The organism is Colwellia psychrerythraea 34H, from assembly GCF_000012325.1.
Lineage (GTDB): Bacteria > Pseudomonadota > Gammaproteobacteria > Enterobacterales > Alteromonadaceae > Colwellia > Colwellia psychrerythraea_A.
The window spans coordinates 5,094,846-5,118,520 of the sequence record NC_003910.7 but is presented as its reverse complement, the minus strand read 5'-3'; the positions used below and the strand labels follow the sequence as shown (position 1 = coordinate 5,118,520).

The 23,675-nt window shown below is 37.7% G+C and carries 21 protein-coding genes; 14 read left to right on the top strand and 7 right to left on the bottom strand.

Annotation, left to right across the window (positions count from 1 at the left end; genetic code table 11):
* Window positions 1-105: 105 nt before the first annotated feature.
* The 4 genes from CPS_RS21725 to hemN all read left to right on the top strand — a co-directional run bounded on the left by CPS_RS21725 (window position 106) and on the right by hemN (window position 3,103).
* Window positions 106-363 carry a hypothetical protein gene (locus CPS_RS21725; RefSeq protein ID WP_011045545.1) on the top strand — a complete coding sequence of 86 codons (258 nt, stop codon included), beginning with the start codon at window positions 106-108 and terminating at the stop codon, window positions 361-363.
* A gap of 124 nt (window positions 364-487) precedes the next feature.
* Window positions 488-1,114: a Der GTPase-activating protein YihI gene (gene yihI, locus CPS_RS21720; RefSeq protein WP_011045544.1), complete on the top strand. Its 627-nt coding sequence runs from the start codon at window positions 488-490 to the stop codon at window positions 1,112-1,114.
* Between the two features lie 5 nt (window positions 1,115-1,119).
* Window positions 1,120-1,608 carry a DUF2489 domain-containing protein gene (locus CPS_RS21715; protein ID WP_011045543.1) on the top strand — a complete coding sequence of 163 codons (489 nt, stop codon included), beginning with the start codon at window positions 1,120-1,122 and terminating at the stop codon, window positions 1,606-1,608.
* Between the two features lie 124 nt (window positions 1,609-1,732).
* The gene (gene hemN / locus CPS_RS21710; protein WP_011045542.1) at window positions 1,733-3,103 is read left to right on the top strand and encodes an oxygen-independent coproporphyrinogen III oxidase; all 1,371 of its coding nucleotides are present in this window, start codon (window positions 1,733-1,735) and stop codon (window positions 3,101-3,103) included.
* Between the two features lie 83 nt (window positions 3,104-3,186).
* On the opposite strand, the gene rmf is transcribed toward hemN, so the two are convergent.
* Both rmf and CPS_RS21700 read right to left on the bottom strand, forming a co-directional pair.
* Window positions 3,187-3,360: a ribosome modulation factor gene (gene rmf / locus CPS_RS21705; RefSeq protein WP_011045541.1), complete on the bottom strand. Its 174-nt coding sequence runs from the start codon at window positions 3,358-3,360 to the stop codon at window positions 3,187-3,189.
* Window positions 3,361-3,998: 638 nt separating this feature from the next.
* Window positions 3,999-4,217: a DUF3820 family protein gene (locus CPS_RS21700; RefSeq protein ID WP_011045540.1), complete on the bottom strand. Its 219-nt coding sequence runs from the start codon at window positions 4,215-4,217 to the stop codon at window positions 3,999-4,001.
* 119 nt (window positions 4,218-4,336) lie between these two features.
* On the opposite strand from CPS_RS21700, the gene CPS_RS21695 reads away from it, so the two are divergent.
* Window positions 4,337-5,449 carry a DUF3083 family protein gene (locus tag CPS_RS21695; protein ID WP_011045539.1) on the top strand — a complete coding sequence of 371 codons (1,113 nt, stop codon included), beginning with the start codon at window positions 4,337-4,339 and terminating at the stop codon, window positions 5,447-5,449.
* A 19-nt stretch (window positions 5,450-5,468) separates the two neighbouring features.
* Here the strand turns inward: CPS_RS21695 and CPS_RS21690 are convergent, their stop codons facing one another.
* Window positions 5,469-6,029 carry a response regulator transcription factor gene (locus tag CPS_RS21690; RefSeq protein ID WP_011045538.1) on the bottom strand — a complete coding sequence of 187 codons (561 nt, stop codon included), beginning with the start codon at window positions 6,027-6,029 and terminating at the stop codon, window positions 5,469-5,471.
* Complete coding sequence (locus tag CPS_RS21685) at window positions 6,022-7,290, bottom strand: sensor histidine kinase (protein ID WP_011045537.1); 1,269 nt, start codon at window positions 7,288-7,290, stop codon at window positions 6,022-6,024. The genes CPS_RS21690 and CPS_RS21685 overlap by 8 nt, the downstream gene beginning before the upstream one ends.
* Before the next feature lie 260 nt (window positions 7,291-7,550).
* Here CPS_RS21685 and msrA point away from each other — a divergent pair, with 260 nt between their 5' ends.
* A complete protein-coding gene (gene msrA, locus CPS_RS21680) occupies window positions 7,551-8,105 on the top strand; it encodes a peptide-methionine (S)-S-oxide reductase MsrA (protein ID WP_011045536.1) in 555 nt (184 codons plus the stop codon).
* 93 nt (window positions 8,106-8,198) lie between these two features.
* Window positions 8,199-10,385 (top strand): DUF6351 family protein, encoded by a 2,187-nt coding sequence (locus CPS_RS21675; RefSeq protein ID WP_011045535.1) that lies wholly within the window; start codon window positions 8,199-8,201, stop codon window positions 10,383-10,385.
* Window positions 10,386-10,500: 115 nt separating this feature from the next.
* Here the strand turns inward: CPS_RS21675 and CPS_RS21670 are convergent, their stop codons facing one another.
* Window positions 10,501-11,049 carry a YkvA family protein gene (locus CPS_RS21670; protein WP_011045534.1) on the bottom strand — a complete coding sequence of 183 codons (549 nt, stop codon included), beginning with the start codon at window positions 11,047-11,049 and terminating at the stop codon, window positions 10,501-10,503.
* A 245-nt stretch (window positions 11,050-11,294) separates the two neighbouring features.
* On the opposite strand from CPS_RS21670, the gene CPS_RS21665 reads away from it, so the two are divergent.
* On the top strand, window positions 11,295-12,572 hold the full coding sequence (locus CPS_RS21665; RefSeq protein WP_011045533.1) for a DUF3667 domain-containing protein: 1,278 nt from the start codon (window positions 11,295-11,297) through the stop codon (window positions 12,570-12,572).
* Window positions 12,573-12,665: 93 nt separating this feature from the next.
* On the opposite strand, the gene nadC is transcribed toward CPS_RS21665, so the two are convergent.
* Window positions 12,666-13,562 carry a carboxylating nicotinate-nucleotide diphosphorylase gene (gene nadC, locus CPS_RS21660; protein WP_011045532.1) on the bottom strand — a complete coding sequence of 299 codons (897 nt, stop codon included), beginning with the start codon at window positions 13,560-13,562 and terminating at the stop codon, window positions 12,666-12,668.
* 13 nt (window positions 13,563-13,575) lie between these two features.
* Complete coding sequence (locus CPS_RS21655) at window positions 13,576-14,097, bottom strand: retropepsin-like aspartic protease family protein (protein WP_041737176.1); 522 nt, start codon at window positions 14,095-14,097, stop codon at window positions 13,576-13,578.
* 187 nt (window positions 14,098-14,284) lie between these two features.
* Here CPS_RS21655 and ampD point away from each other — a divergent pair, with 187 nt between their 5' ends.
* The 6 genes from ampD (at window position 14,285) to lpdA (ending at window position 23,571) form a co-directional block, all read left to right on the top strand.
* Window positions 14,285-14,854, top strand: a complete 570-nt coding sequence (gene ampD / locus CPS_RS21650) for a 1,6-anhydro-N-acetylmuramyl-L-alanine amidase AmpD (protein ID WP_011045530.1) — start codon at window positions 14,285-14,287, stop codon at window positions 14,852-14,854.
* A gap of 1 nt (window position 14,855) precedes the next feature.
* Window positions 14,856-15,791 carry a beta-lactamase regulator AmpE gene (ampE, locus tag CPS_RS21645; protein ID WP_011045529.1) on the top strand — a complete coding sequence of 312 codons (936 nt, stop codon included), beginning with the start codon at window positions 14,856-14,858 and terminating at the stop codon, window positions 15,789-15,791.
* A 263-nt stretch (window positions 15,792-16,054) separates the two neighbouring features.
* Entirely contained in the window at window positions 16,055-16,846 is a 792-nt protein-coding gene (gene pdhR / locus CPS_RS21640) for a pyruvate dehydrogenase complex transcriptional repressor PdhR (RefSeq protein WP_011045528.1), read from the top strand.
* Between the two features lie 510 nt (window positions 16,847-17,356).
* Window positions 17,357-20,038, top strand: a complete 2,682-nt coding sequence (aceE, locus tag CPS_RS21635; RefSeq protein ID WP_011045527.1) for a pyruvate dehydrogenase (acetyl-transferring), homodimeric type — start codon at window positions 17,357-17,359, stop codon at window positions 20,036-20,038.
* Between the two features lie 287 nt (window positions 20,039-20,325).
* The gene (gene aceF, locus CPS_RS21630) at window positions 20,326-21,975 is read left to right on the top strand and encodes a dihydrolipoyllysine-residue acetyltransferase (protein WP_011045525.1); all 1,650 of its coding nucleotides are present in this window, start codon (window positions 20,326-20,328) and stop codon (window positions 21,973-21,975) included.
* 162 nt (window positions 21,976-22,137) lie between these two features.
* Window positions 22,138-23,571: a dihydrolipoyl dehydrogenase gene (lpdA, locus tag CPS_RS21625; protein WP_011045524.1), complete on the top strand. Its 1,434-nt coding sequence runs from the start codon at window positions 22,138-22,140 to the stop codon at window positions 23,569-23,571.
* Window positions 23,572-23,675 lie beyond the last annotated feature (104 nt).

Below are 23,675 nucleotides of genomic sequence, written 5' to 3'. Positions count from 1 at the left end.
GGTTAAATTTCATTCAAAATAGTATTAATACTAATACTAATACTAATACTAATAATAATAAATAAAAACTTATCTAAATCATAATTGGTCTAGGGAGGGGAAATTATGGCTGCAGCAATGCAAAGAGAAGATCTGTTGGAGCGCCGGCAAGAAGTGTTGGGCGATACAGATAAACTTTGGGAAAGTTTAACATTGGCGCAAAAATTTGCTGCCAGTAGCTTAGCGCAATTTGGCTATAAGCTTAGCTTTATAAGAGACGTTCACGATACTCATGTGGCAGTACTAAGCTGTAATGATAATATCGCTGTGATCTCTAAAGGGGGAGAAATCAATACTCACCCAAAGATTAAAATTCGTCTTTAAGTTAATGAGACATAAAAAAGCGCCAATTGGCGCTTTTTTTGTGTCTTTTTTCTGCTTTTTAAGGTTTTTAAGCCATTAATAACGTAAAATAGCTGACATTATTAGTAAAAAAGTAACTGTATCTATGTCTCGTTCAAAAAAATCTAGAAAACCAGGTGGAGCACCGACAGCTAAACCTAAGTTAAGTAAGCAAGAATTAGAAAAAGTTGAGAAGCGTACCCGTAAAACAACGGGTAAGGTGGCGGGAAATCGTCAAAAAGAAGCAATGCCAGAGCAAACTGATAATAATCAGCAAGGGGGCAATAAAGATCCGCGCCTTGGTAATAAAACGCCGATTGTTTTAGGTAAAATAATTACTAAAGCCGAAAAAGCTAAAGCAGAAAAATCTAAGCAAGCAAAAGCGAAACAAGACAGCCAGAAATCAGCACCTATCGCGGCTGTGCGTTTTGTTGAAAATACTGTTGTTGAGAATACGAAGGTTGAATTGTCTGCTGAACAAGAGCTTGATGCTATTGAGCAAGATGAGTTGTTACAAAGTATTTTAGCTAAACAAGAAGACGATATTGCTTTAACAGAGCAAGAAGTTGACTACTACAATGAGAAAATGGAACGTCATCAAGCATTATCTGCAGAATTGGGTCTAGATGAAGATGAAGACGCAAGTGATGAATCTAACATCAGTGATAGCGAAGATGACTTATGGGATAAACTAGATCGCCCTAACTTTTCAGATTTTGAAGAGAAAGAGTAACATCAATGAGTGATTTTTGGCTTTATGCTTTGTTGTTTGGCGTTATTATTGTACTTGCCTTAGCATTTTATGCAGGTAAGTTATTAAAACAAGTAGCGCGGCAAAAAGAACAACAAGCACAAGCAAAACAGGCACAAGAGCTAGCGCTTAATAAGCACGATAAAAAAGTACTTGATAGTGTGTTATTAATTACACGTGCTATGCAGGAAGAGCAATGTGAATTTGATGAAGGATGCTGGCGTTTGTCGGTATTGTTGTCTTCATTGAAAACATTGACGGAAATGTCTGATAAATTTCCGGGTATCTTTGGCTTATATGAAGAAATTAAAAGCCTTTCAATTCTAGATGCACGTAAAACGCTAACGAAAAAAGAGCGTATGCGTGAAGATTATCAACGTATAACAGCGTTAAATAAAAGGCATGACGAGGTTGTGATTGATTTGGATAAGCTTTTTCAATTCACTACTGAGCAAATTACTCTTTTAACTCCTTAGCGCCAACAGTAGGCCTTCATTTCAATAACAGATCTTATTAAGGTCTGTTGTTGCGCTTGATCAATGCGTACAAATTATAAAAGGCTATAATATTTTCGTTCACTAAATAAAACGGTATGAAAATATGAAAGTAAGTCAATTCTTCGATAATGCGCTATTAAATAAATATAACACCAGCGGACCAAGATACACCTCTTATCCAACAGCGTTAGAGTTTCATGATAATTTTAAACATGAGGACTTTATCAAAGCGATAGAAAACTCGCAAAACCGTGAATTGTCACTTTATGTGCATATCCCATTTTGTCATACACTTTGTTATTACTGTGGTTGTAATAAAGTTATTACTCGTCATCGTGGAAAAGCAGATACTTACCTTGAATATTTAGCGCAAGAAATAGCACTACAGGCACCCTTGTTTGAAGAGTATACCGTTAAGCAACTGCATTGGGGCGGTGGTACACCCAGCTTTTTAACTCACCCGCAAATTACTCAACTTGTTTCTTTATTAAAAGAGAAATTTAATTTCTCGGATGAACTAGAAATGAGTATTGAAATTGATCCTCGTGAAATTGAGATGGACTTAGCTGAGCATTTATATTCTTTAGGTTTCAATCGCTTAAGTTTAGGTGTGCAAGATCTTGATTTAAAAGTACAACAAGCTATTAATCGTGTGCAGTCAACAGAGTTCATTGGTGACTTTATTCAGCACGCCAAAGAGGTTGGCTTTAAATCTATTAATATTGATCTTATTTATGGCTTACCGCATCAAACGCTTGAGAATTTCACTAAAACGTTAGTAAAAGCCCATGAGTGGGATGTTGACCGTATCTCTCTATTTAGTTACGCCCATATACCAAGCCGTTTTGCCGCACAGCGTAAATTACGTGATGAATGGTTACCTAGTACACAAGAAAAGTTTGCCTTGATGAAATTAGCCATAGAAACGCTTTGTGACTTTGGTTATGACTTTATCGGTATGGATCATTTTGCTAAACCAAATGATGAATTAGCGATAGCGCAAAGTGATGGTACCTTGCATCGTAACTTCCAAGGATACACTACTAAAGGTGGCTGTGACTTATTAGGCTTAGGCGTATCATCAATTAGCTCTATTGGTAATAGTTTTAGCCAGAATATAAAAGATTTGAAAGAATATTACCAAGCAATAACAGAAAAACAGCATGCCCAAATCAAAGGCGTAAGCTTATCTGAAGACGACATTTTACGTGGTGAAGTTATTCAAGAATTGATGTGTAACTTGTATTTAGATAAACAAGTCATTAGTGAAAAATACAATATTGATTTTGATGAATATTTTGCTGAAGACTTACCATTATTAAATACCTTTATTGACGATGGTTTAGTAGAAAATAATGCTCAACATATTAAGGTAGAGCAAAAAGCCCGCTTATTAATTCGTATCATTTGTATGAGCTTTGATGCTTACATGAAAAAGCATGTTAATCAGCAACGTTTTTCTCGAGTGATTTAATTAATCCGCTTGCTATAGCTCAGTTTATTGATAATATTTATCCCCAATCGTTAAGATTCGGGGATAAAGTCTTCAGTTGATTTCTATTTAAATAACCCCAAATTTCTATCACTTATGGCGTCTCGCCAACCACCAAGCCATTGCGATTTAGCATCAATATTTTGATAAGGACACTGCTCCTTAGTTTTGCCGCCAAGGCCAGCCTGATATCCGTTAGAATGCGCTCTACCTAATTTATCCCTTTTTTGTCTTTTCATTTATTCCACCTTATAAAAATTTCGTAATTATTTGACAAATCAATTAATAAACAAATTTAGTGTCCCTCGTTTACCTGAGAGAATTTATTACTTAAGACTACAGAGTGGTCGACTATCGAATTCTATCTTATCTGAAAGTAGTATGAAATTTCATCAATCGACGAGTCATTTAAGAGGATTTTTTGTAGTGATGCAAGTGAAAAAATGTAATTTTAAAGAGGAGAGAAAAAGATAAAGTAAGGAAAAATGGTAGGCAAATTTTTATCATGAAAGTTTGCCTTGGCAAAACAATTTGTTAGCTGCGCATCATGATAAAACGTTATTGCGATAGATAATAAAGAGCTAACTTGATAGACAAAATTACTCTAAAAAAGGTTTTTACTATTGACTAGGAGCCGTTAAAAAAAATTATTTGAGAAACAATCTGTATTTTAAGTTATTAAGTAAGCTGAACTCTGTTTAAGTGATAGTTAAGCTCATGAATTATATGACGTAAATAATTTCAATATATCTAGCTTGATATTTTTTCTTAATTCGAGGCAAATTTACGCGTCAATAGCTGGCCTATTGCAAGTGGATTTAACAAAGAAGTTAGTAAAAATGGCGGCTAGAGAAATATTTATTAAGCAGAGTTCAGGTTACGTACGTAATAAAGGTTGCAGCATGGTTTCTAAACCATTGAGCTTCACTTCATACATCAAGGCTAATTGTTGTCCTAATTTTCCTTCAGGAAAACCTTTGCTATGAAACCAAACCAGATACGGTTCAGGTAATTGTAATAATTTTCTACCAGCATATTTACCAAAAGGCATCGTTTGATTAATAGCTTCAATCAGGGCTTGTTGATCGTTTAACAAATTAGGTCCTTTTACGGGTAAATGCTTGTCATATTAGTGACATCTTTACGTCACAAAAGCTTCATTCTTGCTCATTATACTGTGCTTAACTTAAAAGGTTAACAACGTTAGGGATGAACATGTCAATTATTAGAAAACGAAGTGCCGCTCACAAAGCTTACTTACCTGGTAATGTGCGCGATAATCAATATATTCTAGCCGAGTTTACCTTGACCGATGAACTGTTTCAGCAATTTTCAGGAAAATACAGCGATTTAAAGCCACAGCCATATTATGATTTTTATCAGCAATTATCGGCATTGTTTTTTGAATTGACTGAAGAAATAGAGCTAGAGAATTGTCAGTTTATAGCCAATGACAAACTCGCGCGCGTAAGGTACAGCCAAGAAATGCATCAATGGCAAACTAATCAGCAAATTTTATTTTATTACAACCCTGAGAGCCATCATCTTAAAAAATCGTTTTTTGATGGGAGTAAAAGAGCGAAGAAAGTGTGTTTACTCTTTTTAGCAACGGGTAATGAAATTAGAGTTAATGCTGCTAATTTTCATAGTAAAATCAGCCAAGTGGTGGAAAAATTTTGTGAAAAAATTAAACTCGATAAAAGCGATGTGCGTTTGCGAGATCATCAACATTTGACTTACGATCTGTTTGCTAAGAATAAAGGTTGCACCATTACTCAAGCGCATAAATTGCGTGAGATTAATAAACGCTATGCTAGCCAAAAAGTGACGGTACCAAGTTACCATAGTGCCATGAATTATGCTGTTGTTACCTTGAATATCAGTAATGAGTTATTGCAACAAGTAGAAATCGATAGTAATTCTAAAGATCCTTACAACCCTTTGTATATGTATCTAACGGATGTTTTTACTATGGCGGCAAAGCGCTATAATCTAAACAATGGTGCGTTGATTGCCAATGGGCTAGTACCTATTGTTAGATACAGTATTCATGAGATCGTATCTAGAGTGGGTGAGTTGCAAATGTTAGGGTATAACCCTGAGCAAAGTCCATGCGGTATTGTGAGTAAATGGAATGCAGCTGAGCTGACTGATAATGTTCAGTTAGTCTTTGTCGCAACACCTGAAAATAATAGTAGCCATGGCTTTGGTCGATTTTTAAATCAAATAGAGCAAGCAATACAGTTAATGGCAGTAGAACTTGAAATAGACCCGACTAAAGAAGAAATGATGGTTAGGTTTCATCAGCATCTAGCCTATAACTTTTAACACGGATTAAGTTCACAACCTAAGTCGATTGAGGTCGCTTTTGTAACTTACGTTGTAAGGTTCTTCTGTGCATTGAAAGCTGTCTAGCCGTGGCCGAAATGTTCCCCTGGTTAGCTTTCAATACCTGTTGAATATGTTGCCATTCAACTTGCTCCGCAGATAAAGTTTGTTCGTTTTTGGAATCAACTTCTATGGTTTCTGCTTTGCTACCTTTAAGCGTCGCGAGCAGTGTTTGGCTATCTACGGGTTTAGATAGATAATCATCGGCACCTAATTTTATTGCGTCAACTGCGGTAGCAATGCTAGCAAAACCAGTAAGTAGCACAATGCGACTATCGGGACGTAATTTACGTAATGGTGTGATGATTGATAAGGTATTTTCTTCGGCCAGTTTCATATCTAGCAAAATATAATCAGGTGTGTGGCGATGGCATGCGAGTAACGCATCATTGTTATTATCTACTTGAACACAATCAAAACCGTGTTTAGTCAAACGTCTATTAAGAGTGTTGGCAAAAATAACATCATCTTCAACGATTAATAGTTTAGATGGCACGGTCGCTATTGCTGAATTAGGCATAATCATTTCCTGAAGTTAATGATGAAATTGGTAGACTTAAAGTAACTAGTGCACCGCCCTCTTGATGGTTTGTTAAAGCTAATTTACCACCAAGGCGTTCTAAGCTAGCGTGACTAAGAAAAACGGCCATGCCAAAACCTTGATCGCTATTGACTGGTTTTACTCCTAGCTCATTCAGTTTCTTTAAAGTAAACCCTTTGCCATAATCACGAATAGTAAATTGCCAGTTATTCTCAATCGTTTGACAAGTGAGGCTAAGTGCATTGCTGTTATTGGCCTTACTCGCTCTGATTGCATTATTAATTAAATTGAGAATAGCAGGTAGCAAAGCAGCGTCAGCATCAATAGTGACATCTTTAGCGTGTTCATCACTATTTTTTTGTAATTGTAAGCTGACTTCTGGATTATTGACTCGGACATTATCGGTTATTTCATCAAATAAATCTTGGCAATTAATGGCTTTAATCACCTGTTCTTTAATATCGAAAACCATAGCACGAAATTCAGATAAGCTGTCTCTACAACGAGTGAGTTGGCTTTGCATATCAAGCACTATTTCGTTGTCAGGAAAATCTTCACTTAATTCATCAGCCAGCAGTTGCACTGTGGCTATAGGCGTCGCCAACTGGTGGGTTACCTGAGCGGAAGCAACACCTAAAGAGGTGACTTGCTCTTGTTTCAATAAATTTTCACGATAGGCCGCAATAGCAAGTTCTTGTTGATTAATACTACGTGCCATTTTACCCACAACAATAGCAACTACGAGTGCTGAAAATAAAAAGTTGATACCCATGCCAATAAAGTGACCTTGCATATTACCGTGCATAACACTCATGGGTAATGACCATAGTAAAATGCTATAAGAAGCAATGGCAAGGAAGGCAACTACCGTTAGTAATAATGGCGTTAAAGTGACCGCGGCTATCGCGATAGGAATGAGTAATAAAGAAACAAAAGCATTGGTTGCTCCGCCACTAAAGAATAGTAATAGAGAAAGGAAAATAATATCAGCACATATTTGTACTAAAATTGCTTTTTGGCTGGCCTTCTTTTCACTTAAATGATTACGGCTATAATAAAGATAACTACCGAAAGTAAAAAGAACTTCTAAACTGATAACACTTACCAATGGCGTCCATGGTAACTCGTACGCTAAGCCCAAATTGACGAAGAGAATCAACAATAATTGAATCGCGATAGCAATGCTACGCAAGGCAATAATTGCTTGTATTTTACTCGTTCTTTTGAAAAATTGTGGCATATATTTCTTACTGGCTAAATATGAGTATAATAATAATGGTATATACCCAAGCTACCTGAATATGCAGGTTTCAGCTGGAATTAGAAAAACCTTTAGGCAAGGCATTGATTGAAGAGAATAGTTATTCTATTGTCGAAATCAATAACGCAGCTTCAAATGGCTTGGGTATAGATAAATTAACGATGATATCTTAGCCTATTTCACGACAAAAAAGGCTGTGATAAATCATAAAAGAAACAATGATTAAGGCAGTGGATATAATGACAGATCAACGCAACGATAAAGCGGTACAAACAGCGACTTTAGCCGGAGGCTGTTTTTGGTGTATTGAAAGTGCGCTTAATATGGTTAAGGGTATTATTACTGCGAAGCCTGGTTATATGGGCGGGCAGAGTACAGCGCCAACGTATGAAGAGGTTTGTACTGGTAGCAGTGGTCATGCTGAAGTAGTACAGCTAGAGTTTGATAGTGAAGTGATTAGCTATAGGGAAATATTAGAGATATTTTTCAGTTTGCACAATCCAACGCAGTTAAATCGACAAGGAAATGACATCGGAACACAATACCGTTCTGAAGTTTTCACCCATGATGCTCTACAACAAAAAATTGCTTTAGCTATCATTGAAGAAATCAATCAAGAGCAGCTATTTGATGATTCTATTGTCACCGAAGTTAGTCCAGCGGTTACCTTTTATTGTGGAGAAGATTATCATCAAAATTACTTTAAAAATAATCCAGAAAATCAATATTGCCAAGCCGTGGTATCACCTAAATTAGCTAAGTTTAGGAAAACCTTTGTTGCTAAATTGAAATAAGCGGCGACTTTTTCAGCGTAATATCTTCTACCGGACTCAATTAACTCCACTATATTTAACTTAGGTGGGGTAATTTTTTTCGGTGGTGTTGTGATGCAAAAGAAAAAACTTATATTATCTATTATCGCTCTGATTGCTTTTCTAGTATGGCTTTATCCTGCTGAGCAGCCTTATAAATATCGGCAAGTTAAGCGGTTAGCCACAGCAGAGGATAATTTTTTATTGCCAATTTCTCCGCATATTAGCTTAGTTACTCGACCAACAGAAACATTTCACTTTCCGGTCAAGCTCGATGATGTTGGCCCAAGTAATTCTTTATATTCAGGCTCAAAGCAGTACCCGTTCTATTGTATGACCATAGATTCTCATATAGGTCAGCCTTTAGTAGATAACCAAGAAGGCTTCGGTGTGCCTGTTTATGAAAATCTAGCACAGCGCAGTAAAGTTATTGGTTATTCAAAAGATTGCCTATTTAAAAGTCATCTACAGTTTTATTATCTAAATAATGATGAAAAGCTCATTAAAATTGCTACTGAGCAGTTTTCTCAATTAACCACTTTAAGAGATGCCCAGTTACCTTTGCAATTGTTTCGCGCAGAGCAAGGTAGCATTAATCGTTTTATATACACTATTGCTATGGCAGTAACCCCAGAAGAGTTAGGTACGCGTACGGTAAGCTCACTGTGGAATAAAAAATTAATTTATCAGTTTCATGGCGGTTCGGGCATAGGTTTTAGGCAAGGTAGACAAAAAGCGACACGAACAATTACTCGTCGTTTAGAAGAAGTGCAAAAAGGTTATGCAATTATAAGTTCAAGCGGTAATCGCACTAGCTATACCTATAATATGTTATTGGCAGAAGATACTGCTCGTAGAGTTAAACTTCATTTTATCAGTTTATTTGGCGAGCCATTATACACAGTGGGTATTGGTGGGTCAGGTGGAGGGTTGGCACAATATCTTATCGGTCAAAATAGCCGTGGAATTCTTGATGGCCTAATTCCTCAATATTCTTATCCTGACATGTTAAGCCAAACAATTTATACCTTAGATTGCGATTTATTTAATAATTACTTTACCTTTCGAGCAACAGATAATCTGCGTTGGCAACAGTGGGAGCAGCGACAATTACTTGAAGGCATGAACAGCTTACAAGATTTCCCACAAAAAATTGCTTTTCTTCAACCCGTAGCTCAATTGATGGCCGGCATGGTGCCGAGTTTCCCTCAAGGCAATAGCGAATGTATTAACGGTTACTTTGGCTTATCAACTTTTATTCATAACCCTAGGCAGGGTTTTTTAAGGCATTTTTATAGTGACGATGTGGTTGAGCAAACGAATTGGAATTATTGGGAAGATATGGCTTGGCTGTTCAGGCGTGATAAATACGGATTAGTCGAGAGCACATGGGATAATGAAGGGGTGCAATATGGACTACATGCCTTAAAACAAAAGAAAATAACCTTAGCTGAATTTGTTCATCTCAATAAAAATATCGGCAGTTGGAAAGCACAACATCAAATGAAGGCTGAAACCATTGTGACACCCTTCGGGCGTAAAATGCCATTTTGGATTTCGTTATGGGGCAGCGATAATATAACGCAAGTGATTGATAATGAAATGGCACCTCGACGTAGTGCTTCACTTAACGCGATTGAAGCCGCTTATCGAGGAGGACAGGTTTTTATTGGTAAACTTGATTTACCCATTATTGATGTTCGCCATTACTTAGAAGAAAAATTGGACATGCATCATATGTCAGCATCCTTCAGTACCCGTTTACGTTTGCAACAAGCTAATGGGCATTATGACAATCAGGTGATTTGGGTGGCAAAACGTGATTTTGATCCGACAAATAAAGCGTTTGACCTTATGGATATATGGCTATTAAAACGTACTGAATTTCCGAAACTTAATGCGGCTCAAAGTAAACCTACACAATTAAAAGATACTTGTTTTGATGATAAAGGTGCTGTACTGGCGGAAGGAAAAGATGTTTGGGATGGTAATTGGAACGACGTTGGTTATGGAAATGAAATGTTAAAACGAGGAGCATGTGCAGAGCATTACGCTATTTTTTCAAATAGCCGTATCCAAGCTGAAGGTCCTTGGCAAGGCAGCGTTTTCAAATGTTATAAAATTCCGTTTGAGCAAGCGATTAAACAAGGTATGTATGGTGGCATAGAGCTAGCTGAACAGTTAACGTCTTTACGGGCAATATTTTCTCAAGGAGTGTGTGATTATAGTCAAGGGGATGCAGGTAGACCAAGCGATTTGTAGAAAGAATAGTGGGGTAGAGTTGAAATTAGAAGATAAAAAATGGCAAAGCCAATGCTTTGCCATTTTGAAAGCTGGTTCTAATTATTAAATAGAAATAGCTTTAATGATGTTTACTTTAAAAAACAGAACGAAATGAAGAGCGGCCACTTCGTCTAGATGAACGACGACTTCTCATTCTACTATGTAATTCGTGACGTTTTGACTCTAACCACTCTTCACGTGTAATAGTTGCATCTCCGCTACGACCTTCTTCACGTTGACGGTATGCGCAAAACTCTTCAAAGGCTTCAAAATCATCTTTAAATTCTTCAGCAACAAGTTCGATCATAATTGCATCGTCTAAAAAGCCTAATACCGGAATATGATCAGGTACTAAATCTTCAGGATCACTAAAGTAAGCCAAAGCGCTTAATACTTCGGTTCGCTCGTCACTTGGGATCTGCCATTCATCATCTTCAATCATGGCAACGAAAGTTTCTAGCTTTTGAATTCGGTCACGAACAAACTCGGGTACATTATCTTTTATATTTTGACTAATCTTTTTAGCATTAGCTAAAATCTCTTGCTCGCTAAGTTGTTTGGCACCTGCTTGCGCTTTACGCATAACATCGCGGAAATGCTCTAAGTCTGATTCGGTTAATTCAAATTTAACTTCAAACGCCATTATAATTCTCCTGCTTTTGGCTTTATTTTCAATGTGTTTTTTTGGTGATTATGTCTAAGCATAGTTGACCAGTCTTAATAGAGTTAGTTGAAATATATTGAATTGATCTTATATCTCAAATATCAATTTAGCAGAATAGATCAGTCTCGACACCTTATTTACTTAAGTTTTTTAATTACTTTGTAACTTTATATTCACATAGTGTTATGCTTTTATTGTCTATTGCTATTCAATAATTATTCATTATGCCAACAACAGAGTTAACTGAAGCCGAATCTACAAATGATGTGGTAATTGTCCCGATTGAGGATAATCAAAGCTGTGAAAATTGCCATTTCCCATTAAATGGACCTTATTGTGCTCATTGTGGACAAGAGGCCGATTCGAAATTGAAATATTTTTGGGTGGTTATCATGCACCTATTAGATGATATTTTTAGTTTTGATTCTCGCGCCAGTCGGACAGTTATTCCATTACTCACTAGACCCGCTTTTTTAACGAATGAATATTTTGCTGGTAGGAGGGTGCATTATGTACCGCCGCTACGATTGTATTTATTTATTAGTATTGTGTTTTTTATAACCTTGAAGTTTTTTGTGGCGGGTGATGATAACGTCATTAATCTAAACGGCAAGCAAGGTATGATTACCGAGATTAAAAGCCATATAGAAACGCTGGAAACAGAGAGAAGCACGTTAGAAAATAAAGTAGAAAAAAATGTTGAAGTTATTACTAAGGTGGCAAAATTAACTGCTGATTTAGCAAGATTTAACATTTATCTTAATGATTTAAACAGTGACTATACTCAAGGTAATAACAAAAGCATTATAAAACTGACGCGAAAACTTGTCGAGTTGGATTTTGAGCAAGTTAAAGAACCGTTACCTACTGATAAACAAGCCCGTTTTGATGCATTGATTACTAGTCTTTTAAAAGAGAAGAGCGATGATAAGGACGTTAACGCTAAGAAAGACTTAGATTTAGATGACAATGGGGATGAAACGGTACAACTTGATTTTCTTTCCGAAGAAAAAAATAAAAAAGTTAATGTTTTTTTTAAAGAATTAATTAAAAAAGCTGAAAAAGCTTTTAACTCAGATACCGGCCCACTCATTGAGCAAGTTATAGGTAAGCTTCCTCAGTTGATGTTTATTTTACTGCCACTTTTTGCGGTATTACTGAAAGTGATGTTTATTTTTTCTAAGCGATTATATATGGAGCATTTAACGGTGGCTTTGCATAGTCACAGTTTTATTTTTATTGCATTACTACTTTCTGAAATGCTTGATTTATTAGAAGCTAATATAAAAACCAACAGTCCAGAACTGGCAAATTTTGTTGGACTAGTTGCAGGCGGTTTATTGTTATGGATACCCATTTATTTATTTTTAATGCAGAAGAAAGTGTATAAACAGGGCTACTTTTTTACCATCGTAAAATTTAGTTTTATTGGCACTATATACAGCATCATGATAGCAGTAACGGCTCTTGTGGCTGTAGTTTGGGGATTAATGGGAACCTAATTAAATCTAATTTATTTGAAATATACGATCAACCTCTCATAAAAAAAGCGTTAAGCATAAGATGCTTAACGCTTTTTTTATGAATCGTAGCGTCTATTTAAAGCGCATAGATAAATCAATAGCGTTAACATGTTTGGTTAGTGCGCCACTTGATATGTAATCGACGCCTGCTTTGGCGTATTTTTGCAAAATTTCAATGGTCATATTGCCAGAGACTTCGAGTTTTGCTTTGCCACGTGTTGCCGTGACGGCTTGTTCTATCATTTCAGGGGTGAAGTTATCAAGCATGATAATATCAGCACCCGCGTTAAGTGCTTGTTCAAGCTCATCGAGAGACTCTACTTCCACTTCAACAGTCTTATCACTGTGATTGCTTTTAGCAGTAGCAACTGCTTGGCTAATACCACCACAAGCGGCAATATGGTTTTCTTTTATTAAAAATGCATCGAATAAACCAATTCTGTGGTTTACACCACCACCACAAAGCACTGCATATTTTTGTGCACTTCGTAATCCAGGTAACGTTTTACGGGTATCAAGGAGTTTAGTCTCACTGCCGGCTAACTCTTTCACATAGTGACTGGTTAAGGTGGCGGTTCCTGACAACGTCTGCAAAAAATTTAAGGCAACACGCTCACCGGTCAACAAAGTACGCGCATCTCCTTCGAGTTCGAACAGAGTGCTATTAGCGGCAACAGATTCGCCATCATTAACGAACCAAGTGATTTTTGTCGCTTGCTCAACGGTTCTATTTAAGGAAGCATCAAGTTGTTTGAATACTTCATTCACCCAAGCAACACCACAAACGATACAATCTTCACGGGTAATTACAGTGGCAACCGCTTGCTCATTTTCGGGAATTAACATCGCGGTAATATCTTGGCTTGCTTGAGGCATAGCATTATCAACGGCACCTAAATCTTCACAAAGGGCCCAAGAGATTGTTTTGCTAATATCTTGCTGTAATTTTTCTAATTGTGAACTAAGCATTGCTTTCTTCCTATTACAGGGGGTCCCGTAAGATTAATTGTTTACCCGTTTGATAAAAGTCTACTTGTTTTAGTGCGCTCATGCCTAAAAGTATTTCATCTGCTTTCATTGCTGGGTTAATGTGAGCGGCGACATTATACAAGAAAATATTACCTAAGCTCAATTGGGCAATTTCAGTTTTATAAACGGTAATGCTGCCATTAGCCGTTTGTACTCGATAATTTCCTTGTGCGACTAAACCTAACTGCTCAGCAATATGTGCAGGTATTGATACTTGAGTTGCACCCGTATCGAGTAAAAAGGTAACAGGAGTCTCATTTATTGTGCCACGGGCAACATAATGACCTTGCCGATTTTGATCTAAAATCACCTCAGCTTGGCCATTCTCCGTTAAGCGCATTTCCGGGCGGCTATTTGGATTGTATTGCTCGTCTAGAACATCCTGAAACACGAACATTAATAGCGCTAAGCCAATTATCCAGGCTATCCAAACGAATATTTTTGCCATTTTGTTTGTTGGGTCAACTTCAGCCATACTAAGCAGCCTTTGATTAAGGGTACCGATATTGTATGTTAGCAAGTAATAAAGTACAAAGTGTAATCTTACACCCGCTCCACTTGATGATACTTGATTATGAATCGCTCAGACTTCCTGAAACGAGCATCTTCAAGTGAAGCGAATATATACTAAACGCATTAATCACTATAAAAATGAGAAACACATGTTTTCAATTTCCTCTGGCTGGCTAACTCAGGCAGAACACCTGCCGTCACCGTTTTACTCTCCACGTGAATTGGATGAAGAAATTAGTTTACTTGTTGTTCATAATATCTCATTGCCTGCAGGGCAATTTGGCGGGAATTACATTAGTGATTTATTTCTTGGCCAATTAGACTGTAACGCCCATGTCAGTTTTAATGACTTAAGAGGTGTTGAGGTTTCAGCACATTGCCTTATTCGCCGTGATGGTCATGTGATTCAATATGTTGCTTTTACTGACAAAGCTTGGCATGCAGGAGTTTCATCATTTAACAAAAGAGATCGTTGTAATGATTATTCCATCGGCATTGAATTGGAAGGTACAGATGATATCTCTTATACAGCAGAACAATATCAGCAATTAATCTCGTTAACACTTTGTTTGCAAGATCAATTTCCTGCTATTATTATGGACAATGTTGTTGGTCATTGTGATATTGCCCCGGTTAGAAAAACCGATCCCGGGCCGGTATTTGACTGGCAATACTTTCGTCAGTGTTTGACTGAACAAGCGACAAGGAACAACACCTAACATGAGTTTATTAAGTTTATTAATTGCATTAGCAGCCGATCGATCTTTATCTGCAAAAGTATGGCAATTTAATTTTTATTACCAACATTATCACCATTTTTTTAGCAAAAACTTTACTGCTAAGCAAGGTACTACCGCTAGTGCAGTGTTTATTATCTTGCCAGTTATTGCGACATACCTATTACTTGACGTTATTGATAACTCCGTACTGCAACTATTATTTTCTACCGTGATACTTATTGTTTGTTTTGGTTGTACCACCACTAGAAAGAGCTACAAGAGTTATTTGCATTCTGCTTTTCGTGGTGAAGAAACGACGACAGAAATGCATCACGAGCAATTATTATCAGATAAAAATTTGCCAGAGATGGGCTTCGGCCAAGCACTTATTTGGTTAAACTACCGTTATTACATTGCTATTATGCTGTTCTTCACCGTTTTTGGTGCTGCTGGCGCGGTATTTTACCGTTTGTTAACGACAGTTATTGAACATAAAAAAGCAAAATGTATGGCTAGTGCCGCTGAAAATAAAGCTCAAGCAGAAGTCAGTTCAGTAGATGAAAGCGACATTGAATCTGAAGAGCATCATCAAGCTGTTCATGAGGGTAACGTTGCGCCAAATATCATGAATGGCTGTCAAAACCATCATGATGTACTTTTTTGGTTAGACTGGTTACCTGTGCGTATAGCTTCTTTCGGTTATATGTTTGTCGGTCACTTCTCCAAAGCGATGCCTGTTTGGTTAGAAAGTTTGTTTGATAGTCAAAAACCAACCCATCAAGTTTTAATTGATGTTGCAGAAAAATCGGAAGACCTTTTGGTAAACGAAAACGATTGCACAGCAGAACCTTGTTTACTCGTTAGACTGGCAAAACGTAATGTTCTACTTGTCCTTGCCGTTATTTCAATCTTGACGCTTAGTGGCCTGCTTAATTAATTAAATCTAGTCAAATAGGATTGGTCAGACCAATCCATCTGCTCTCCTTTTATGCGCTAAAATAGTTAAAATAATTTGTTTTAGCGCATAAAAAACTTGCATAAACACCACCCATCAACTAAATTTACTTGTCAAAAGTAGCTATGTTTGCTACTTTATTACCCAGAATCTGATTGGTCTTACCAATTTACCATGTGTTTGGCGAGTGATATCAAGCCTTATTGTCTTTTATTATTATTGAAATAATTAGTTAATTTACTTTTATGAATACAAACGTAACGACAAATAAATCAGTACAAGCAGCCAAAAACACTGGGCGAGTAAAACCACAAAAATTAGCTGATATTATTTTAGCTCAGCTTGAAGGCATGATAATTGAAGGCAGTTTACAGCCAGGTGAAAAATTATTACCTGAGCGTGAACTTGCTCTGCAATTTGAAGTCTCAAGACCATCATTACGTGAAGCAATACAGAAGTTAGAAGCCAAAGGTTTGGTGACACGTAAACAAGGTGGGGGCACTTTTGTTTGTAACAATTTACTCAGCGGTTTTTCTGATCCCTTGTTTGAATTAATGTCCAATAATAATGAATCACAATTTGATTTATTAGAGTTTCGCCATGGTATTGAGGGTATGGCGTCATACTACGCTGCTATGCGTGGTACACCTGCGGACTTTGAACAAATTCAAGCAAAGCATAATGAAATTGGTAACAGCCAATTAGAAGATGACTTTCGAGGGGAAGCTGAAGCCGTTGTTGAGTTTCATTTAGCTATCTGTGCAGCGTCACATAATGCGGTAATTTTACAGCTTGCTCGCAGCATGTCGTCATTATTAGCGGATAATATTGCACAAAATTTAACAGTATTAGCAAAGCGGCCTGATATCTTTAGCAAGATTACCGATTATAGAAAGCGTTTGCTTGATGCCATTCTCAGTGGCCAACCCCAAAAAGCTTGGGGAGCAAGCCATAGACACTTAGCGTTTATCGAAGAAGTATTATTAAAATCGACACAAGAAAACAGTCGCATGGAACGTTCAATGCGAAGAATGTAGATAAGTCAGTGGCGAACCTCAAAAGGCTTGGGTAGTAAGTCATCGACATCTAGCGTTTATCGATGAAGTATTATTACTCTTCAAAGAAATGTACACAAGAAAACAGTCGCATGGAACGTTCAATGCGCAGAATGTAGATAAGTCAGTGGCGAACCTCAAAAGGCTTGGGGAGTAAGTCATCGACATCTAGCGTTTATCGAAGAAGTATTATTACTCTTCAAAGAAATGTACACAAGAAAACAGTCGCATGGAACGTTCAATGCGCAGAATGTAGATAAGTCAGTGGCGAACCTCAAAAGGCTTGGGGTGCAAGTCATCGACATTTAGCGTTTATCGAAGAAGTATTATTACTCTTTAAAGAAATGTACACAAGAAAACAGTCGCATGGAACGTTCAATGCGCAGAATGTAAAAGAATTTATGTAGTGAAATAACGAATAGTTAGAAATTTAATTTTAAACATTTAATTAAAACTTTTTATTAAATAAAAAAGTATTGGAGACTAAACAATATGTCAGATCTACCAAATATCGATATTGATTCAGCAGAAACCCAAGAGTGGTTAGAATCAATGGAGTCAGTATTAGAAAATGAAGGCCCAGAGCGCGCACATCAATTATTAGAAACGTTAATTGAACGCGCACGTCGTGGTGGTACTCATTTACCATTTGATGCAACTACTGCTTATGTAAATACTATCCCGCCAGGTCAAGAGCCAAACATGCCTGCGGACCAAACTATTGAATCACGTATTCGTGCTGCAATTCGTTGGAACGCTTTGGTCTTAGTATTACGTGCCTCTAAAAAAGATTTAGAGCTTGGCGGTCATATTGGTAGTTTTGCCTCTTCATCTACTTTGTATGATGTAGGTTTTAACCACTTCTTTAAAGCGGCAACGCCAGAAAATGGCGGCGATTTTATTTTCGCACAAGGTCATATTTCTCCAGGTATTTATTCACGTGCTTTCATGGAAGGGCGTTTAACTGAAGATCAAATGAACAACTTCCGCCAAGAGTGTGATGGCAAAGGTTTATCTTCATACCCTCATCCACATTTAATGAAAGATTTTTGGCAGTTCCCAACAGTTTCTATGGGTCTAGGTCCATTACAAGCTATCTACACGGCACGCTTCTTAAAATACTTAACTGATCGTGGTATTAAAGACTGTTCAGGTCAACGTGTTTACTGTTACTTAGGTGACGGTGAAACAGATGAGCCAGAATCATTAGGTGCTATTGGTTTAGCTTCACGTGAAGGTTTAGATAACTTATGTTTTGTTGTTAACTGTAACTTACAACGTTTAGATGGTCCGGTACGTGGTAACGGTAAAATTATTCAAGAACTTGAAGGTACATTCCGTGGCGCAGGCTGGGAAGTAGTGAAAGTTATTTGGGGTTCTTACTGGGATTCACTTATTGCTCGTGATACCTCAGGTAAATTATTGCAGTTAATGAATGAAACAGTGGATGGCGAATACCAAAACTGTAAAGCGAAAGGTGGTAAATACACGCGCGAAAACTTCTTTAACAAATACCCAGAAACAGCCGCAATGGTTGCTAACATGTCAGATGATGACATTTGGCGTTTGAACCGTGGTGGTCATGATCCAGTTAAAGTATATGCAGCTTATGAAAAAGCAATGAATACTAAAGGTCGTCCTACTGTTATCTTAGCTAAAACAGTTAAAGGTTTTGGTTTAGGTGCATCTGGTGAAGCATTAAATATTGCACATAACGTTAAGAAAATGGACGTTGAAGCAATTAAACATTACCGCGATCGTTTCAATATTCCAGTAAAAGATGAAGATATTGCTGACTTACCTTTCTACAAGTTTCCAGAAGACAGCGAAGAATTCAAGTACATGAAAGCACGTCGTGAAGCATTAGGTGGTTCATTACCAGCACGTCGTGTTCAAGCGGAAGAGCAACTTGAAATTCCAGCGCTTAAAATCTTTGATCCTATCTTAAAGGGTTCAGGTGAGCGTCAAGTATCATCAACAATGACCTTTGTGCGTGTACTTAATAGCTTATTAAAAGATAAGAAAATCGGTAAGCGCATTGTGCCAATCATTCCTGATGAAGCACGTACCTTTGGTATGGAAGGTTTATTCCGTCAAGTTGGTATTTATGCAAGTGAAGGTCAGAAGTATGTTCCACAAGATGCTGACCAAGTTGCTTATTATCGTGAAGATAAAAAAGGGCAAGTTCTACAAGAAGGTATTAACGAATTAGGTGCTATGGCCTCTTGGGTTGCATCGGGTACGTCTTACTCTACTTGTAACGCGACTACTATTCCGTTCTACATCTACTACTCAATGTTTGGTTTCCAACGTGTCGGTGATTTAGCATGGGCAGCAGGCGATAGCCAAGCACGTGGTTTCTTATTAGGTGCTACTGCAGGTAGAACAACACTTAACGGTGAAGGTCTGCAACATCAAGATGGTCATTCACATGTACAAGCGGGTCTAATCCCTAACTGTGTTACTTATGATCCAACTTACGGTTATGAAATTGCTGTTATCGTGCGTGAAGGTTTACGTCGCATGTATGAAGAAAATGAAAATGTTTTCTTCTACTTAACGTTAATGAATGAAAACTACCAACATCCAGCAATACCTGACAACAAAACGGTTGAAGATGAAATCATTAAAGGTATTTATCAACTAGAACAAGCTGCACCTGCTAAAGGTAAAGCGACTGCTAATGTTCAGTTGCTAGGTTCAGGTACTATCCTTGAAAAAGTACGTGAAGCAGCTCAAATTCTAGCGAATGATTACAATGTTTCTAGTGATGTTTACTCAGTAACGTCATTTAACCAACTAGGCCGTGATGGACAAGACGTGACTCGTTGGAACATGCTTCACCCTGAAAGTGAACAGCGTGTACCATACATTGCAAAGATTATTACTAAAGAAGCGGGTCCTGCGATTGCTGCAACTGACTATATCAAAAACTACTCTGATCAAGTACGCGCATATCTTGATACTGAATACCGTTGTTTAGGTACTGATGGTTTTGGTCGTAGTGATAGTCGTGCAAATTTACGTACTCACTTTGAAGTAAGTGCAGCTTACGTTGTTGTAGCGGCATTATTCGAGTTAGCGAATCGCGGTGAAATCAAACGTTCAGTAGTTACAGAAGCAATCAAACGCTTTGATATTGATACTGAAAAACTTAACCCACTTTACGCTTAATTAGCGTAAATACTCGTTGTCATTCAAATTGAAGGGTTTCAGTGGGAATTAAAATGACTTTAGGCAAGGAAAATTATTTAAACATAGTCATTCTATGTTTTGATTATTTAACGCCGTATAAAGTTATTTTAAACCCATCGAAGAAGCGCTTGAGTAACATCACTTCATCGTTGCTGTGACTTATAATGGAATAGCCATTATTTCATCACAGCGCCTTGAATTGAAATTGCTCAAGCACTCTGAAACATACAATGTGATTGGTAACGAGTATTAATAAGGAAAATATTATGTCTATAGAAAAAGTTCTAGTCCCTGATGTGGGTGGCGACGAAGTTGAAATCATTGAAATTTGTTTTGCGGTTGGCGATACCTTAGAAGCAGATGAAGGTATTGTTACTGTTGAAACTGATAAAGCTTCAATGGATATTCCAGCACCGTTTGCGGGTGAGCTTGTTAGCTTAACCGTAAAAGTTGGCGACAAAATTAAAGAAGGCGATATTATTGCTGAAATGAAGGCGACTGGTGCAGTATCTGCTCCAGCTGAAGAAGCGCCTGTTGCAGCCGTAGTTGAAACACCTGTAGCACCGGTTGCTGCTGTTGTTGAAGCGGCTCCAGTAGCTGCCGCTGTTGCTACTGCCTCGCAAGTGATTGAAATCGCAGTACCTGATATTGGCGAAGACGGCGAAGTCGACGTTATTGAAGTATTAGTTAGCGTTGGTGATGTGATTGAAGAAGAAGATGGTTTAATCACACTTGAAACAGATAAAGCAACGATGGATGTTCCATCAACGCATGCCGGTACTGTGAAAGAAGTATTTATTAGCAACGGTGACAAAGTTAAGCAAGGTTCTCTGGTTATAAAACTTGAAACTGCTGGCGGCGTTGCACCTGTTGCTGCAGCACCTGCAGTTCAAGCTGCACCAGTAGCGGCTGCTCCTATTGCAGCCCCTGCAGTTGTAAAATCAGCACCTGTTCCACATCATCCACAAGCGGGTAATGTCAAGAAAGGTACTATTTACACTTCACCTTCAATTCGTCGTCTTGCACGTGAATTTGGTGTTGATTTAACCTTAGTGAAAGGCACTGGTCGTAAAGGCCGAATCTTAAAAGAAGATGTGCAATCATATGTTAAATATGAGCTATCTCGTCCAAAAGCGAATGCAGGTAGTTCAGTTGCTGCGGGTGAAGGTGGTTTACAAGTAGTGAGTGCTAAAGCGATTGATTTCTCTAAATTTGGCGAAATTGAAACGAAAGCATTAACGCGTATTCAGAAAATATCTGGACCATTTTTACATCGTAATTGGGTAACTATTCCACATGTTACTCAATTCGATGAAGCTGATATCACTAACGTTGAAGCGTTCCGTAAAGAACAGAACGTTGTTTGTGAAAAGCAAAAGCTTGGTTTTAAAATTACACCATTAGTTTTCATCTTGAAAGCAGCGGCAGATGCATTACGTGCATTCCCAACGTTTAACTCAAGCTTGAGTGAAGACGGTGAAAGCTTGATTCTTAAAAAGTACATTCACATAGGTGTTGCGGTTGATACTCCAAATGGTTTGGTTGTACCGGTAGTTCGTGATGTTGATCAAAAAGGTATTCATCAGTTATCTCGTGAATTACTTGAAATCAGTATGAAAGCACGTGATGGCAAGCTAAAAGCAACAGATATGCAAGGTGGTTGTTTTACTATTTCTAGCCTGGGTGGTATTGGCGGTACGGCATTTACGCCAATCGTTAATGCACCAGAAGTGGCTATTTTAGGTGTTTCTAAATCAGAAATAAAACCTAAGTGGAATGGTAAAGACTTCGAACCTAAATTGATGTTGCCATTATCAATGTCTTACGATCATCGCGTTATTGATGGTGCATTAGCTGCACGTTTCACTGTGCATTTAGCAGGTGTTATGTCTGACATTCGTAAGTTAGTACTTTAATCCGTACATTCAAGCGTTAGGCACTCAGACTTTAGTCGGCAGTGGTTAATTAATATTGGCGAAATTCAACGCATAGGCGTAGAATTTCGCCACAAGAAATTATTATAAATAAAAGCTGATACAGAAACCCTATATCAGCTTACATATTCAATGAGGATAAGCATGAGTAACAATATCAAAACTCAAGTAGTAGTATTAGGTGCAGGCCCTGGTGGTTATTCTGCGGCATTTCGTGCAGCAGATTTAGGTTTAGACGTAGTATTAGTTGAAAGCCGTGAAACATTAGGTGGCGTTTGTTTAAACGTTGGTTGTATCCCATCAAAAGCATTACTTCACGTTGCTAAAGTTATTGATGATGCAGCTGCAATGGCTTCTCACGGTGTTACTTTCGGTAAACCTGAAATTGATTTAGATAAAATCCGTGGCTGGAAAGAAAGCGTAATTGCTCAACTTACTGGTGGTTTAGGCAGCATGTCTAAAGCCCGTAAAGTCGCTACAGTATACGGTTACGGTAAATTCACTTCTGATAAAACTATCGAAGTTGAAGGTAATGACGGCGAAAAAACGACTATTACTTTTGATAACGCAATTATCGCAGCGGGTTCTTCAGTAATTGACTTACCATTTATCCCTAACGATGACCCACGTGTTATTGATTCAACGGGCGCACTAGAACTTAAAGATGTTCCAGAAGAATTATTAGTACTTGGTGGCGGTATCATTGGCCTAGAAATGGGTACTGTATATTCTGCTTTAGGTTCTAATGTATCTGTTGTTGAGTTTGCTGATCAATTAGTACCAGCAGCTGATAAAGATATCGTTAGAGTTTATAACAACTACAACAAGAAAAAATTCAACATCATGTTGTCTACTAAAGTTGTTGCTGTTGAAGCAAAAGATGATGGTTTATACGTTACTTTTGAAGGTAAAAAAGCACCAAAAGAACAAGTACGTTATGACAAGATTTTAGTTGCTGTTGGCCGTAAGCCAAATGGTCACTTAGTTGCTGCTGATAAAGCGGGTGTAAATGTTGATGAGCGTGGTTTCATCAACGTAACTAACGAGCTTCGTACTAACGTGCCACACATCTTCGCTATTGGTGATGTTGTTGGTCAACCTATGCTTGCGCATAAAGCCGTTCATGAAGCACATTGTGCAGCTGAAGTTATTTCTGGTAAGAAGCATACTTTCGAACCTCGTTGTATCCCTTCAATTGCTTATACTGATCCAGAAATGGCTTGGGTTGGTGTTACTGAATCTGAAGCGAAAGAGCAAGGTTTAAACATTGAAATCGCTAATTTCCCTTGGGCTGCATCTGGCCGTGCTATCGCTTCTGCACGTACCGAAGGTAAAACTAAGTTAATCTTCGAAAAAGAAACAGGTCGTATACTTGGTGGCGCTATCGTGGGTATCAATGCTGGCGAAATGTTAGGCGAAATTTGTTTAGCCGTTGAAATGGGTGCTGATGCAGAAGATATTGGTTTAACCATTCATGCTCACCCAACGTTAAATGAGTCAATTGGCTTAGCAGCAGAAATCTTTGAAGGTTCAATCACTGATTTACCAAATGCTAAAGCAGTTAAAAAGAAAAAATAATAACGTTTACTTTCGGTTAGCGAAATAAAAATTATTTAATAAAACCAATTGTAGGGACTAATTTTAGTCATTTATAATTGGTTTTTTTGTGCCTATAGATTGAA